Annotated in this window: 15 protein-coding genes; 1 reads left to right on the forward strand and 14 read right to left on the reverse strand. The window is 34.1% G+C overall.

Going from position 1 to position 14,951, the window contains the following annotated elements; genetic code table 11:
* Positions 1-10 precede the first annotated feature (10 nt).
* The 12 genes from AABD74_RS19715 to AABD74_RS19770 all read right to left on the reverse strand — a co-directional run bounded on the left by AABD74_RS19715 (position 11) and on the right by AABD74_RS19770 (position 12,881).
* Positions 11-1,255 carry a glycosyltransferase family 4 protein gene (locus AABD74_RS19715; RefSeq protein ID WP_406844027.1) on the reverse strand — a complete coding sequence of 415 codons (1,245 nt, stop codon included), beginning with the start codon at positions 1,253-1,255 and terminating at the stop codon, positions 11-13.
* Positions 1,252-2,334, reverse strand: coding sequence for a hypothetical protein (locus AABD74_RS19720; RefSeq protein ID WP_406844028.1), 1,083 nt, complete (start codon positions 2,332-2,334; stop codon positions 1,252-1,254). The genes AABD74_RS19715 and AABD74_RS19720 overlap by 4 nt, the downstream gene beginning before the upstream one ends.
* 69 nt (positions 2,335-2,403) lie before the next feature.
* Entirely contained in the window at positions 2,404-3,261 is an 858-nt protein-coding gene (locus AABD74_RS19725; RefSeq protein WP_406844029.1) for a glycosyltransferase family 32 protein, read from the reverse strand.
* 27 nt (positions 3,262-3,288) lie between these two features.
* Entirely contained in the window at positions 3,289-4,260 is a 972-nt protein-coding gene (locus AABD74_RS19730) for a hypothetical protein (RefSeq protein WP_406844030.1), read from the reverse strand.
* A 6-nt stretch (positions 4,261-4,266) separates the two neighbouring features.
* The gene (locus AABD74_RS19735) at positions 4,267-5,277 is read right to left on the reverse strand and encodes a hypothetical protein (protein WP_406844031.1); all 1,011 of its coding nucleotides are present in this window, start codon (positions 5,275-5,277) and stop codon (positions 4,267-4,269) included.
* A gap of 10 nt (positions 5,278-5,287) precedes the next feature.
* On the reverse strand, positions 5,288-6,214 hold the full coding sequence (locus AABD74_RS19740) for a hypothetical protein (protein WP_232682237.1): 927 nt from the start codon (positions 6,212-6,214) through the stop codon (positions 5,288-5,290).
* Positions 6,207-7,505, reverse strand: coding sequence for a lipopolysaccharide biosynthesis protein (locus AABD74_RS19745; protein ID WP_406844032.1), 1,299 nt, complete (start codon positions 7,503-7,505; stop codon positions 6,207-6,209). Before AABD74_RS19745 ends, AABD74_RS19740 begins: the two co-directional genes overlap by 8 nt.
* Positions 7,486-8,946, reverse strand: a complete 1,461-nt coding sequence (locus AABD74_RS19750) for a UDP-glucose 6-dehydrogenase (protein ID WP_406844033.1) — start codon at positions 8,944-8,946, stop codon at positions 7,486-7,488. Before AABD74_RS19750 ends, AABD74_RS19745 begins: the two co-directional genes overlap by 20 nt.
* 314 nt (positions 8,947-9,260) lie before the next feature.
* Entirely contained in the window at positions 9,261-10,385 is a 1,125-nt protein-coding gene (gene gmd, locus AABD74_RS19755) for a GDP-mannose 4,6-dehydratase (protein WP_406844034.1), read from the reverse strand.
* A 98-nt stretch (positions 10,386-10,483) separates the two neighbouring features.
* Positions 10,484-11,434: a GDP-L-fucose synthase gene (locus AABD74_RS19760; protein WP_311202636.1), complete on the reverse strand. Its 951-nt coding sequence runs from the start codon at positions 11,432-11,434 to the stop codon at positions 10,484-10,486.
* 18 nt (positions 11,435-11,452) lie between these two features.
* Positions 11,453-12,457, reverse strand: coding sequence for a mannose-1-phosphate guanylyltransferase (locus AABD74_RS19765; RefSeq protein ID WP_232682232.1), 1,005 nt, complete (start codon positions 12,455-12,457; stop codon positions 11,453-11,455).
* Positions 12,447-12,881 carry an adenylyltransferase/cytidyltransferase family protein gene (locus AABD74_RS19770; protein WP_406844035.1) on the reverse strand — a complete coding sequence of 145 codons (435 nt, stop codon included), beginning with the start codon at positions 12,879-12,881 and terminating at the stop codon, positions 12,447-12,449. Before AABD74_RS19770 ends, AABD74_RS19765 begins: the two co-directional genes overlap by 11 nt.
* Positions 12,882-13,442: 561 nt before the next feature.
* Between AABD74_RS19770 and AABD74_RS19775 the strand changes: the two genes are divergently transcribed.
* Positions 13,443-13,910, forward strand: coding sequence for a UpxY family transcription antiterminator (locus AABD74_RS19775; RefSeq protein WP_053470229.1), 468 nt, complete (start codon positions 13,443-13,445; stop codon positions 13,908-13,910).
* A 55-nt stretch (positions 13,911-13,965) separates the two neighbouring features.
* Here the strand turns inward: AABD74_RS19775 and AABD74_RS19780 are convergent, their stop codons facing one another.
* Together AABD74_RS19780 and AABD74_RS19785 are read right to left on the reverse strand one after the other, a co-directional pair.
* The gene (locus tag AABD74_RS19780) at positions 13,966-14,169 is read right to left on the reverse strand and encodes a helix-turn-helix transcriptional regulator (protein ID WP_053470230.1); all 204 of its coding nucleotides are present in this window, start codon (positions 14,167-14,169) and stop codon (positions 13,966-13,968) included.
* A 61-nt stretch (positions 14,170-14,230) separates the two neighbouring features.
* A complete protein-coding gene (locus tag AABD74_RS19785) occupies positions 14,231-14,464 on the reverse strand; it encodes a helix-turn-helix transcriptional regulator (protein WP_232682230.1) in 234 nt (77 codons plus the stop codon).
* Between the last annotated feature and the right edge of the window lie 487 nt (positions 14,465-14,951).

Below are 14,951 nucleotides of genomic sequence, written 5' to 3' on the forward strand. Positions count from 1 at the left end.
TTTTAATTGTTTACAAAATCTTTAATGAAGAAAGGGCATCGGCCATTTCTTTTCCATAAACTGACCAAGGTCTGGTTTGCGCTTTGTTTTGAGCCGCAAGCCCAAATTGTTCCAATATTTCCGGTTTTTCAAGTATTTGAGTAATGACTTCTTTTATGGCTTTTGAAGATCCGGCGGGAACAATCCATCCGTCTTTTCCGTGTTCTATTAAATCCGGGCCTGCAGTACGATTGGTTGTAATAACCGGAATTCCCTGCGACATGGCTTCGGTAATTACCAAACCAAAACCTTCAAAAAGAGAAGGAAAAACAAATATGTCATGTTCGTACATACACTCTAAAACCTCATCGTGAGATAATGATGGAATCCAGTTGTGTTTTTCTAAAGCCTGATTTAATGCTTCGCAATTGGATACTGCTTTATGTCCTACAATTGTCAGTTCTACTTTATCCTGCATTTTTTCGACTGCATCAAATAAATAGGATATTCCTTTTCGCTGCGATAAACCTCCTATGAATAAAATTTTTAGTTTTCGATCCAAAAGAGGCTCGTAGTATTTTTTTCTGGTAACTGTCGGAAAACCGTATGGAATTACTTTTATTTCGGGCAGGTTTCCTTTATAGTTTTCTAATGTTTTTTTGGTAAAACTGCTGGCGACGAAAATTACATCTGCCAAAGCTAATTCTTCATCTTTTTTGCTCAGTTTCCCTAGTGAATCATTGAAACCAAGCAGCGTATCTGACCAAGCCGGATTAATGTCAAATTCTTTCTGCATCAATAATCTGGCACTTTTCCAATACCCAATTGGTAAATCATAAATACAATAAAGCCCTAATTGTTTTGCTTTTTTGAAAGTAGATAAAGCTCCATCTTCATATGCATAAACTCCTAAAAGGTCTTCTTTTTTTAATTCGGTTAAATTATCAGCAACCCATTTATCATGTTTTTGATAGACTTTGTCAATACAGAAAAAGCCTTTTTCGTGTGTTATTAAAAAATCTAATTTAAATTTTGAGGTTAGTAAACGTCCGAATTCAAAAAAGGATCTTGATCGTGTGTATGGCTGCCAGGTTTCGTCTAAACTTCTTCTTTTTAAATCTTTTAGTTTCGGATTATTTCCAAGCTTAAACAATAACTGTCCGGGAAATATAGCAATTGAAGTAAACAGTTTAAAAAGCTGCTGTTCTTTCAATAAACCTGTTACGAGATTTTTTGAATTTGCGTTTAAAGTTGGATGTGAAACCAATAATTTCATACTGCAGAAATTGAATTAATAAACTGCACTGCTATATTATTTAAATCAGAAACCTCAACGTTTTGCGGCGTTATATTCAGATTATTTTTCTCGTATTTAATAATCTGCGGAATCTCATACTGTCCTTTTGCTGGAGTCCAATTTCTTGAAACACAAATCGTATTGATCTGATGTTCTTTGTACGCTGCAAAAACACCGCTTTTTTCTGTTTGGAAATACGGAGTTGTTGATATTCCAAAATCGCTGTCTCTCAAAACCTGTGATATTACTTTTTCAGATTGTACGCCAAGAATTTCATAAGCAATATTATAATTGTCTAATATTGCAGTATAATTAATTAATTCCGGACCGTTTTTACCGATGAAAACAAATTTTATAGGTTTCTCAAACTTATCTGAATTATTGCTTAAATCTTTAATAAAATCTTCAAAAGGGGCTCCGTTATGAATGGTGCCAAACAACACAAACTGAGCAAATTCTATTGGTTCTTTTTTCTCCGCTGTTAACGGTATATTACCGCAAATGGGCAAAACTTCTGCCTTGATATTATGGGATTGAAGAAAGAACTGATACAGTTTATTTTGGGTATTTATAGAATGTGTTTTTGTATTTTGAACAATTTTTTTGGCGATTACCTGCTGTAATTTTCCAATGCATTTGTGTTTAATGGAAGACTCGATATCAATTCCAAGCCATAATTCATGAAACATAATATGCCATTTATGATTTCCTCTAATTTTTTTTAAATATGAAGGCAGCCAGAAAGGCAGTCCTTTTGGGTTGAAGCTGTAAGGAACGTATTGCAGTGAAATCCAGTCGGGTTCAAAATCTTTTAAAATACTTTGCAGCCAAATTAAACGCTGTTTGTTTGGTGCAGCAGCCGGGATTCTATGCACGATTACAGGAGTTTCTTCTACAACCTGAGTTTCGCTTATAAAAGAAACAGCTTCGTGATCGCATAAAGATAAAATCTGTGCTTCATGACCGGATTTTATAAGTTTACCACATAAGCGGCGGGTATAATCGCCTACACCATCGCTGCCAATTTCTGCAGAGCCGCAAATGAAGAGTATTTCCATTTCGTGATTTAATTATTGAATTTTATATGGGAGTTTTTTTCGTTTTTCGTTAATCAAACTGGTACAATTTCAGTACAAAATGGATGTGTTTTTTGTTATAATTGTTTTCAGGTATTTTGATGTTCGATACGTTTTTTTAACACTTTTATCAATAAAATTGACGACTGGAAATAATCTGGGGTAATGATTCCGGACTAAATGCAGGAACTTTTCAATGCCTTTTTTTCCGCGCCAGCTGCCATTTATTAAATGAATAGCGTAGGACTTTCTGTCTAAATAAATAGAATTACCTACCAGTATATTTGCCGGAAGAATAAGCATATTCTCTCTTAAAACCTGTTCCTTATTTTGGTAAGTATAGCCGTATTTTTCGGCTACCGGGGTTATTACTGAACCTATTATTACCTGCTTTAAATTCATTGTTCCATCATCAGCAAATAATCGCAGGTCTTTATATTGTTCTAAGCAATCTTTGACATACGGGTGATTGGGAACCGAGGCAAAAATTGCTCCCTGAACTGCAAAACCTGTAATAATTTCACCGTTTATTGGCAGATACGAAGAGTTTAACTGCTTAATCCCTCCCGCATCTTCAAACAATCCGGGATGTATTTCATGTGCGCTGAAAAAATCATAGTCAAACCATGTTTCATTAAATGGCTTCAATATTTTAACATCTGAGTCCAGATATAAACCACCTTCAGTATATAACGCATATAGTCGAACATAATCTGCCGCAAAAGCCCATTTTTTTGCATGAAAGGCCTCTTTTACAAAAGGAATCGAATCAAAATCAAAACTATCTTTATTCCATATTCGTATTTCAAATTCAGGCAGGTGAATTTTCCAGGTAGCCATACATTCTTTTATAAATGGAGTATAATCTTCACCACTAAACCAGCAGATATGAATTGTTTTTGGAATCATAATTTTCTTTTATCTGTTTTAAAAAATTTACACTTTATAGAATCTTCCAATAACTTTGGCTATTTTAATACCTATTGATTTTCGTGTAATTTCCCATTTAGAATGTGCCAATATGGGATCACTGCAATATTTCCAATAAATAACATCTGAATTTCTGGGGATTTTTCCCTGAACGGCCCTTAATAAATGGTGTGCCTTCCATGGTTTTGGACTTCCCATTCCGTGTGACATTGTCGAATTACCTTTAGAAAACCCCATTCCTTCTTTGCCAATATAACTCACAGGATCATTGTAAACTTCAATGGCTGCATTTAACGCGTCCTGGTCCGGTTTATCAAAAATTTGGAATCCTTCTCTTTTTAAAACCGTTGAATTGTAGGATTGATTTAAAAAAATAGAATTCTCCAAACCTCCAATTGCCGGTCCCATAAGTTCCTGCATCTGAACCCATAAATTTAAAAATGAGCAGTTTTTTTTTAGTAATCCAACAAAACCTGCGTTTACATAAATAGCGTTTTTAAACTGTAAATCGATGTGGTAGTGTTTGTAATAGTTTTTCCAGCCTTGCCGCCGGGGATGATATTCCTGCAAAGGTGAATTCACATCTTCGCAAAGTGCTACGCCGCAGTTTATCCATTGTTCGTAACAGGTCCATGAATCATTTATCACAATATCGGGGTCAAAATAAAACATTGCGTCTGCTTCTTTTGCGGGGCCTTCCCAGAGTTCAAGCATAAAATCTGGTTTGTAGTTTGCCATATTATAGTTGGTCACTATTGGCAGAAAAATTAGTTTTATGTCCTGTATCGGAGTTAATATAATGGCTTCTTTCCATTTACCAATTGTTTCCTTTTCACCTCTTAAAACCCAATTGGGCAATCTGCCTCGATAACCCACATAAATATCGCCTCTAAATCCGTTTTGATATAGTGAATTAGAAAGTGCAGCTACACCAAAATGGTAGTGCCCCTCGAAAATAGTGCATACTGCTGCATTCATATAGTATTATAAATTTAATATGCGTTTAAGTCTTCTTGTTACCCGTTTCGATTGGTTCCTGATATAGGTAATGTAAAATAAATCAGAGCTTTGAACTTTGTATAAACTCATCATACGTTCTTTATGAGTCTGGCTGGAATACATTAATTCGTCTATCGGTTCTGCTCCCAGACGGCCTCTGCCAGAATAGTGTAAATGACTAATGGGTACATTTAAAGCTGGAAATGAAGATTGCTTATTCACAACTATTTTAGATTCCTCAGACAATTGAGAATACCAAATTTTGTATGAGTCTGTGTTTTGTTTGTACCCGCCTTGAATGGCATGAATTAAATCTAAACTATTGGTATAATCTCCAGACCAGGAACTGAGCCAATTATATGGAGGTTTGCATAAATTGAGTAATTTCCATTCTCCAAGTAATGAGGCGATATGCAATAAGGACTGGTCGTGTTTTTTGGGAATTTCAGGATTTTGTCTGAACCATTCTACAGCAGTGTTCATATCTGCAATCATTTTTGAACTTTTTCTTACCAGTATGTGTCCGGCTGTAATGGCTGAATTTAAACTGTCTTTCCCAAAGTTTTCTTTTATTTTTTCGGGCTGCAGATAATTGTGTATGCCACAGGTCGTGTATTCTGTATCGGCGTGGACTAAATCATAACCATTTGAGAATTCAAACAAGCGCTCCCAATTCATTAGCGCCACGATATCATTATCGGTATAAATAAATTCGTCCCAATCTGAAAAGAATGCTAAAAAACGGTATAAAAACCCCATTGGGCATTCTGTTAAAACGCTTCTCAGGTTTTTTATAAAACTTCTGGCTTCTTCCGGAAAATCTTCTACGGTTAAAAATTCAACTTCATTTAAGATATATTGAGAATTTACTTTTTCTCCTCCAAAATGAATTAGTCGAATTGGCAATGTACAGCCGCTTTTTCTAATGGAATAAATTAGGTTTTCGCTGTACCACTGACTTTTTAAATTGGCCACTAAAACAATACCTTTTTTCATCTATATTGGTTTATAAGCTTAAATGCCATTTATAATTTTTCTGCCACATTTTATGGCGAACCGGCCCTGTATAATGCCGAACGGCCATTTGTTTTGGACTGAATAAATACGAAAAATCAAATTGATCGCCTGAATCTAAAATGAAGGTTTTAGGTGTTAAAGGCATATAGGAATTATTTTTTAGCAAATGGTGATAAACGGTTTGCTCGCTAAAATATTCGTAGGTGAAATTATAGGTTTTAAAAAAGTCTAAAGATTCTTTTATGTTCTTAAAAGCTTCATTGGCAAAAATAAAACCGGAGTTTACCTGATATATTTGTTCTGAGTTTAGGGCTTTGTAACGGCTGTCTAAACATCCCCAGCTTACATCTGGCATATACCAGCCGTTTGCTTTGGGTTTTTCTGTTAGTATTAGTTTTAAAACATTGGCGTGTTCATAAAACAAAATATCTGAGTCTATGAATAGTGTTGGTTTTTCGATTGGATGATTTAAATAGTAAAACAGTTTTTTGCCTAATGGATATTTTTTAGCATAATCGATTAAATAGTTTTCATAAGGTTCTAATTCTGCTTTACATAAACCTTTTAAGGATTGTATTTCGTTCCAGTCGAGTCCTTCGGCTACTTTTAGGAAATCAAAATTGCTTTCGAGTTGATTTATTTGTGCCTGAGTATGTGTGCCGTCTGAATATAGGGTCCATTTAATTGGTTTTCCTACGTAGCGAATAAAAGATAAAACAGACAAAACCTGCTCGTGAAAATCATTGAATGAGGAGAAACTGGCGACCTCCATTTCGATAGTTTTTTTTTTACTGACTTGGTTTACCAAATGGTATAATCCTATTGCTACTTGTCTGGCAAACTTTTTACGGTTTACTTTTCCTTTTGCTATGGTTATTTTTTTAGTAAGTCCGCCTTGACCTGGTAATTTATTCATGTTTTTTTGCTCTAATTATTACTAAAAAACTAAATATATAATTTACTATTAATGAAAGACACTGGTTGAAAATACTGTAGTACAAAATGCCTCGAAGCTTTGTTAAATCCCAAATAAAATAAGCTGGTATGACGGTTCCTAAACTGAGCGCAATTACAAATACTGGGTTTAAAAAATGTCCTCTGCTGCCTATCAAATTACCACTCATTGCAGCAATTAATCCGATGCAGTTTGATAACATAATCAAAAAAAGTTCAGACGATAATGAACTGTAAGAAGCTCCTAAAAGCCATAACATTGGAGCAGGAAACAGAAATACAATGAGCATAATAAAGCCTGCTGCCAAAAAAAGGATTAACTGAAAAAATAAAAAATATCTTAAAAGAGTTTCTTTGTTATTTGTTAATCTTGAAAAACGAGGTAAAAATAAGGTACCTGATATAGTGGTAAAAAAAGCCATGAGTGCCGCAAACCTGCCCAAAGCTCCTATACTTGCCAAATCAGTAGAATTGCCAAAAACAGATAATATCCAAATTACGATTTGTCCTGATAGTGCATAAAATATAATATTGGGCAGGATGCGGGTTACGATTCTTAATATTTCTTTGCGAATTACAGGATCTGGTTTTTGGTTACTGTCGACAAACTTTTTATTGATTATTTTGAGTTTAGAATTACCATACATCTGCGGAATTCCGGAAGCCAAAATAAGGACGAAAGTCCAGGGGAAAATAAATATCGTTAAAACGATTAAAACCAATCGTCCAAAACCAACTCGTAATTGATTTTTTTGCAGGCTCGAAATATCCTGATGTAATTTGGGTGTAATTTCTAATAAAGAATCTGATAAAGCCGCATAAAAAGCTGGAATTAATGATAGAAAAATTAAAACTGCTGATAACCAGCCTGCATTGTTTTTTAATAATAAATAAATGATTATGGGCGTAGAAACTGTTAAAGCTATAAATGCAAATTTCTTTCTTAAATCTAAACCCGTCGCCAAAACTTCCCCCAGCTTTTGAGGATTTTTCCATACTTTGCCGCTCAGCGCCATGACTCCGTTTGAAATACCAGAATCTGTAAACATGACTAAAGTGCCTAACATGGTATTGGCGAGCGTGTATAAAGCGTATTCCTGAACTGGCAGCATTCTGACAATCAATATGCCAGACACAAATCCGGTTATTTTTAATATTACCTCTGTACTCCCTACAATCGAAACTAACTTTATGAAATTTAAACTTTTATCGAAATGCTGGTGCTGTTTTATTTTATCTAATGACCAATTCATTTACTAGTTTTAATTTATCATTAAAAAAACTATTCTTTCCAATTCCTTTAACCTGAAAACCTATTGCGTCTAATTTTTTAAAATCCAGAATATTACGGCCGTCAAATAAAAAAGCGGGTTTGTACATATTGTTGTAAATACTTTCCCAATCGTAGGTTTTAAATTCATCCCATTCTGTTAATATCGCAGCTGCATGAGCCTGATTGAGTGCATCAATGGCTGTTTTGTAAACAGAAATCTGATTCAGTTTTGATTTGATTTTCTCTTCAGAAAGTCCTTTCAATTCCCATAGACAAAGCATATCGGCTTTAATTTTTTCTTCAGAAACTTTGGGATCATATACATGAATTTCTGCTCCGTCTTCGATTAAATGCTCTGCTACATAAATCGCTGCAGATTCTCTGGTATCATTGGTATCTTTTTTGAAAGCCCAGCCTAAAAAAGTTATCTTTTTTCCACTTACGGTATTAAAAAGAGAGCAGATAATATTTTTAGCAAAACGGTATTTTTGGTAATCATTTAGAATAATAATCTGCTCCCAATAATTGGCTGCTTCCGGCAGATTAAAATAGCGGCACAAATACACTAGGTTTAAAATATCTTTTTGAAAACAAGATCCTCCGAATCCTACCGAAGCTTTAAGAAACTTAGAACCAATTCGGCTGTCAGTTCCTATCGCAGCGGCAACCTCATCAACATCGGCTTCTGTCGCTTCGCACAAAGCAGATAATGCATTAATTGACGAAATTCTTTGTGCTAAAAATGCATTGGCGGTTAATTTTGATAATTCTGAAGACCAAACATTTGTGGTTAAAATTTGTTTCGGCGAAAGCCAGTGTGCATAAATATCAACCAGAGCCTGAATGGCTTTTTGGCCGCTTTCGGTTTGATTTCCTCCAATTAAAACTCTATCGGCATTAAATAAATCTTCGATAGCAGTTCCTTCGGCCAAAAACTCGGGATTAGAAAGTACTTCAAATTTAACACCGTTGCCGGTATGATCTAAAATAGTCTGCAAAGTTTGAGCTGTTCGAACGGGAAGCGTTGATTTTTCGACTATAATTTTATCATTTTTGGCTATTCTGGCTATTTGTCTGGCGCATAATTCTACAAATTTTAAATCGGCTGCCATTCCCTTGCCTTCACCGTATGTTTTTGTGGGCGTGTTTACGGCTATAAAAATCATATCTGCTGCTTCAATTGCGGCATCAACATCGGTTGAAAAAAACAAATTACGTCCTCTTGCTTCACGAACTACATCTGCAAGTCCAGGTTCGTAAACAGGAAGTTTATCTAAATTTTCTTCGTTCCATGCCGAAATGCGATCTCTGTTTAAATCTACAACTGTTACTTTAATTTCGGGACATTTCAATGCTATAACAGACATTGTAGGCCCTCCAACGTAACCGGCCCCTAAGCAGCAAATATTTTTGATTTTCATTTAGTTCGTGTTTTTTTGGAAGTGTTTTTTTAAACACGTAGAAACATAGTTTTTTAGGAATCTTTAGAAAGACTACAAAAAGAAACTAGTTTCTAACACATAGTTCTCACTTTTTGTCATTCCGAGGAACGAGGAATCGCACAAGTAACTCCGCAACAGCAAGTCGCCAACCTTTGTCGATTCTCTAGTGCGATTCCTCGTTCCTCGGAATGACAAGATTGTGCTGTCTATGTTTGTTAATGCAAGTGAAACGCCTTTTTTAAAACTCCTAAAAAACTATGTTTCTATGTGTTTAAATTAATCTGCCGTATTCGTTATTCGAAATAATTTAAGATCGTATAACCGTATTCTTTTAAATGCTGTTCTTTCTCCATCAATTTTAAATCAGACTGCATCATTTCTTTTACCAATGCAGGTAAATCATATTTACATTTCCAGCCGAGTTTAGTTCTGGCTTTTGTGGGATCACCTACCAATAAATCTACTTCTGTTGGTCTAAAATAGTTAGCATCGACAGCTAACACTTCTGTACCAAGCGGAATTTGATAATCCGGGTTACTGCAATACTTTACAATTCCTTTTTCTCTTATGCCTTTTCCTTTAAATTCTAATTCAATACCAACTTCGGCAAAACTCATTCGAACAAACTCACGAACTGTAGTTGTTTTTCCTGTAGCAATTACCCAATCTTCGGGTTCATCAGCCTGCAAAATCATCCACATCATTTTTACGTAATCTTTTGCATGTCCCCAATCGCGCTGTGCGTCCAGATTTCCTAAGTATAATTTATCCTGCAGTCCTAAGGCTATTCTTGCGGTTGCTCTGGTAATTTTGCGTGTTACAAAAGTTTCTCCGCGAATGGGCGATTCGTGATTAAACAAAATACCATTGCAGGCATACATTCCATAAGCTTCTCTGTAATTTACCGTAATCCAGTACGCGTACATTTTGGCTACTGCATAAGGCGAACGCGGATAAAATGGCGTTGTTTCAGATTGCGGAACTTCCTGTACTTTACCGTACAATTCGGATGTTGATGCCTGATAAATTCGTGTCTTTTTTTCTAACCCCAGCAAACGAACAGCGTCCAGAAGTCGTAAGGTTCCTAAACCATCTGCATTTCCTGTATATTCCGGAGTTTCAAATGAAACAGCTACATGGCTCATCGCAGCCAGATTATAGATTTCATCCGGCTGGATTTCCTGAATAATACGGGTTAAATTGGTACTGTCTGTCATGTCGCCGTAATGCAGAATAAAATTCCTGTTTTCTACATAAGGATCCTGGTATAAATGATCAATTCGGTCTGTATTAAATAAAGAGGTACGTCTTTTTAATCCGTGTACGATATAGCCTTTTTCTAATAAAAATTCACTTAAATAGGCTCCGTCTTGTCCTGTAACTCCTGTGATTAGGGCTGTTTTTTTCAATGGATTCATAATCTAATTGTAAGGCACAAAGGCATTATGCTGCAAAGTCGCAAATTTTATAAAGTCGTAACGATAAAGGGGTTCGGGGTAATTTGAAGGGCAAAAGATCAGTAAACCTTTTGTTTGAAATTTTCAATGTTTTCTAAAAACCAAGAGTAGGTTTTTTGTATTCCTTCTTCGAGTTCAGTTTGGTGTTTCCAGCCAATGCTGTGCATTTTAGAAACATCCATTAATTTTCGTGGTGTGCCGTCGGGTTTGGTATCATCCCAGAGAATATCGCCGGTATGGCCTACAATTTTTTGTACGGCTGCGGCAAGTTCCTTAATTGTTAAGTCTTTTCCAGTTCCAATATTGTACAGGTGTTCCGGAAGTTCGTTTTCGAGAGCAAAAACTACTGCTTCTGCCATATCATCTACAAATAGAAATTCGCGCATGGGTGTTCCTGTTCCCCAAAGTGTTACTACAGCATTATTATTTTCTTTGGCTTCGTGAAACTTACGAATCATGGCGGGCAGAACGTGAGAACTTTTTAAATCAAAATTGTCATGTGTACCGTATAAATTGGTTGGCATCAAGCTCACAAAATCCTTTTGAAATTGTCTGCGGATGGCTTCGCACAATTTTACTCCGGTAATTTTTGCCAAAGCGTACCATTCATTAGTTGGTTCTAAAGGAGCTGTGAGCAAATATTCTTCTTTTAACGGCTGTGGTGCTAATTTTGGATAAATGCAGGAACTTCCTAAAAAAATGAATTTATCTACTGCTAAACGGTGCGCTTCGTTAATGAGGTTGTTTTGAATCAGCATGTTTTCCATTAAAAAATCGTACGGAAAATCATTATTCGCCTTAATCCCTCCCACTTTTGCAGCAGCATCTATAATTACATCGGGTTTTGTTTTTCTGATAAAATCCCGAACGGCTTTCTGTTTTCTTAAATCCAATTCTTTGCTTGAGACTCCAACAAGATTAGTGTAGCCTTTTGCTGTCAGGGTTCTCCAAATGGCGCTTCCCACCATTCCATTATGTCCGGCAATATATATTATGGAATTTTTATTGATCATAGTGTAAATTTTATTTTACAGCAGCGGTGAAGCAATCGATTCTAATTGCTGGTAAACTTGTTTTACTTCCTGAGAATTTTCTTTTTGCAAAACCATCAAAGCATCGGCGGTATAAATCAAAATGCAATTTTTAACGCCTATAAATGTGGTGTGCAATGAAGTTCCTATAACAATATTTCTATTGGCATCGATTGGATGCCCTTTTTGAACCAAATAATCATAAACCGATTCGAAAGAACCAAGATCTGACCAATCAAAATGAGCGGGAACGACTTTAATGTCTTTACTTCGTTCCATAACTGCATAATCGATACTTATAGCAGGAATATTAAGTGACAATTCATAGTTTAAAAAGCCATTATTATTGTTTTCCCAGGCTATTTTTGAAGCTTTAAAAACTTCGGGTTCTTGTTTTTCAATTTCCGCCAAAAATTTTCCTGCTTTAAAACAAAAAAGTCCGCTGTTCCAGAAATAATTTTTCTTTTTAAGATACTTTACCGCCGTTTCAAAATCAGGTTTTTCGTGAAATGCAATTACATTTTCATCCTCAAATTCGATATAACCGTAACCCGTTTCTGGTTTAGCAGGTTCTATGCCAAAGGTTACTAAATAATCCTGATTGGCTAATACAATGGCATGCCATAAAGCATTATTGTATAAATCGCTGCCTTCAATAATATGGTCTGAGGGGGTTATCAATAAAATGTCGTCTGGTTTTGATGCAAATGCGGCAAAGGCAATTGCTGCGGCTGTATTACGGGGGACGGCTTCTACAATATGAGTAAAATGCTTATTTAGTTTTGACATAATCGCATTCGTCATTTTGTAGTTTTCAATATTTCCAACAACTATCATTTTTGTTGAAACATTTTCGTTACGAGCTACTGTTTTTTCAAAAAGCGATTGTCCGTCAAAAAGTTCAAGATATTGTTTTGGAAGTGTTTTTCTGGAAAGAGGCCATAATCTGCTGCCAATTCCGCCGGTTAAAACTACATGAGTAATAGTAGTACTAATTGCCATTAGAATGTATTAAAATTTCTTTTTGATATACTTCGTGACGAAGATTAGTACTCGAAAAACGATGGTCTCTGGTATTAAAATACAACTCGATTCCTTTTTCTTCACAATAAGTTCTTCCGGTAAAATCTTTCTCTTTATATTCATCCCCTAAAATGCGCACATCAATAGTAAAAGATTTCAAAATATCTTCTAAATCCTGTTCTGTTGCATAAGGAACTATTTCATCAACAAACTTGCACGCTTTTAACTGTATATAACGTTCAACAACAGTTTGTGTTGGTTTATTTTTTGTCGGGCGGTCTAATGTTGGATCAGTCTGTAAACCAGCAATTAAATAATCACAATTTTGTTTAGCTTCTTCAAGCATTTTTACATGCCCCGCATGTAACAAATCAAAAGCACTAAAGGTTATTCCAATTTTCATTTTTGTAATGTTTTAAATTAAATAATCAGTTTATTAATGTAGTATTGATCTGTGAAAAATAGTATGAACCAATTTATTAGGGTTTGGGCACTTTTTTTAAATTTTAAAAAAGGGTTCCCCGTGAATAGTTACATTTTACTACTCAAAAAAGAAAAAATAAATTGGTATAAAAACTAAATAAATTGTGGCTTTTGACTGTTTTTAAAAGATTTAAAGTGCAGGATAAAAACCTGAAACTCAAATCAATAATTTCAATCTGAATACAACAATATTTTAAGATAAAATTATGATAATGAGGCTAATAAGAAATTACTTTTTTGTAACTAAATGTCCTTAATAAGGAAAAATTAGCATTAAATCCTTAAATAATTTTCATCTTCGGGAATTAAATTTACATTCAATATTTATGGTGAAATATCTCTTCAAACTGATTAATTTTTGACTATTATCCAACAGAAAATAACTGTTCTCCAAAAGACAATATTCAGAAAAAATAAATACCAATACAGTTTAGCTAATTTTAAAAACCGGTTTACAATTACAATAAATAAATTAAAGATTATGAAATGGTACGTAGTCTATACAAAACCTAAATGGGAAAAAAGGGCAGCAGAACAATTAACGAAATATAACATTAATTGTTACTGCCCTTTGATTAAAAAAACGCAGCAAAGATCTGACAGGAAAATAAAGGTAGAAGTACCATTATTTAATAATTACATCTTTGTGCAAATACCGGAAAAAGATCGTAACATGGTGTTTTATTCTCCGGGCGTAGTTAGGTATTTATTTTGGTTAGGAAGACACGCAATTGTAAAAGACCAGGAAATCGAAACGATAAAAGAATGGCTTAATTGTGGAGATACTGCTAAAGAAATATCTGTTATGCAGTACCAGATTGGAGATAAAATACATTTGAATTCCGGGCCTTTTTGTGATCAGAATGCCGTAATAAAAGACATTACAAAAACGCATTATGTTTTAATTTTAGAATCTTTGGGATATGTTTTAAAAGTAAAACATAAGTAATAACATAAATAAAAAACAGAGTTCTTATATGCGAACTCTTCTTTATCAAAAAATATTAATTGCTCAATCTGAAAATTTCACTTTTTTTGATTCCTAAAATTTTAACCAGCTTATCCAGCTTTGATAATTTTAGGTCAATCATTCCATTTTCAATTTTTTCATATTTTTTTACACTTATTTCCATCTGAATAGCTACATATTCAGGAGTATGATTATTTTGCAACCGATACTCTTTTATTCTTAAGTAGTAATTTTCCATAACCTTAATTTTTAATTATTTATTTTATCTATTTAAGCTTTGTTACTATTTTCCAGATACTTTATCTGGTTGTCTCATTGAAAAAAACCGAAACATCGAATTTAAATATGAACTCAATTGAGACCTCTAAAACTTTTGAAATTTCAATTAATTTAGATACTGTTAAATCAACGTCACCTCGTTCAATCTTGCCATAACCACTGGTACTCATTTTTAGTTCTGCTGCTACAAACTCTCTGGTTAAATTTTTTAATTCTCTTATTTTTCTAATATTTTCGTATACACTATATTTCATAAAACAAAAAAATATAAATAATCCTTATTTTGAAATTACTATTGTACCTTAAAAAATACAATAGAGTGATAATTTGTTTTCATTATACTTTGTAAAAAAACTACTATTTTATAATAACTGTTTAATTATTAACAAAGAATAAAGGTAAATGACCGTTTTTATTTATTATTCTTTTTAAATCGTGGTTAAAAATATATATTGTTTTCAGTTTATAATAATAAATCTGTTCAACGGATTTTAAAATCCGATAAAATACAATTTACAGCCTTTTACAGCTATCATATTAGTGTGATTACAGCAAAAAAAATTCTCAAAAAAATTGTGCAAACCAGCATTAACATCCGCTTTAAAACCTTGATTATGTAAGATTTATAACAATATTTTTTTTACACTTTCAAAGTATTGATATGTCTTATCCTATCACTTTTATAACTTATTAAGGGTCGTTTTGATTTTTTACAAACTTATGTTAGTTGATTGCTTTTTT

Origin of the sequence: Flavobacterium soyae (assembly GCF_045348165.1) — a bacterium.
GTDB classification, from domain to species: Bacteria; Bacteroidota; Bacteroidia; order Flavobacteriales; family Flavobacteriaceae; genus Flavobacterium; species Flavobacterium soyae.

Excerpts from the sequence above, each read along its gene's own strand:
- AABD74_RS19740 (WP_232682237.1), bottom strand. The coding sequence starts at position 6,214 with ATGAATAAATTACCAGGTCAAGGCGGACTTACTAAAAAAATAACCATA.
- AABD74_RS19725 (WP_406844029.1), bottom strand. The coding sequence starts at position 3,261 with ATGATTCCAAAAACAATTCATATCTGCTGGTTTAGTGGTGAAGATTAT.
- gmd (WP_406844034.1), bottom strand. The coding sequence starts at position 10,385 with ATGAATCCATTGAAAAAAACAGCCCTAATCACAGGAGTTACAGGACAA.
- AABD74_RS19730 (WP_406844030.1), bottom strand. The coding sequence starts at position 4,260 with ATGAATGCAGCAGTATGCACTATTTTCGAGGGGCACTACCATTTTGGT.
- AABD74_RS19720 (WP_406844028.1), bottom strand. The coding sequence starts at position 2,334 with ATGGAAATACTCTTCATTTGCGGCTCTGCAGAAATTGGCAGCGATGGT.
- AABD74_RS19750 (WP_406844033.1), bottom strand. The coding sequence starts at position 8,946 with ATGAAAATCAAAAATATTTGCTGCTTAGGGGCCGGTTACGTTGGAGGG.
- AABD74_RS19780 (WP_053470230.1), bottom strand. The coding sequence starts at position 14,169 with ATGGAAAATTACTACTTAAGAATAAAAGAGTATCGGTTGCAAAATAAT.
- AABD74_RS19770 (WP_406844035.1), bottom strand. The coding sequence starts at position 12,881 with ATGAAAATTGGAATAACCTTTAGTGCTTTTGATTTGTTACATGCGGGG.
- AABD74_RS19735 (WP_406844031.1), bottom strand. The coding sequence starts at position 5,277 with ATGAAAAAAGGTATTGTTTTAGTGGCCAATTTAAAAAGTCAGTGGTAC.
- AABD74_RS19775 (WP_053470229.1), top strand. The coding sequence starts at position 13,443 with ATGAAATGGTACGTAGTCTATACAAAACCTAAATGGGAAAAAAGGGCA.
- AABD74_RS19745 (WP_406844032.1), bottom strand. The coding sequence starts at position 7,505 with ATGAATTGGTCATTAGATAAAATAAAACAGCACCAGCATTTCGATAAA.
- AABD74_RS19765 (WP_232682232.1), bottom strand. The coding sequence starts at position 12,457 with ATGGCAATTAGTACTACTATTACTCATGTAGTTTTAACCGGCGGAATT.
- AABD74_RS19715 (WP_406844027.1), bottom strand. The coding sequence starts at position 1,255 with ATGAAATTATTGGTTTCACATCCAACTTTAAACGCAAATTCAAAAAAT.
- AABD74_RS19785 (WP_232682230.1), bottom strand. The coding sequence starts at position 14,464 with ATGAAATATAGTGTATACGAAAATATTAGAAAAATAAGAGAATTAAAA.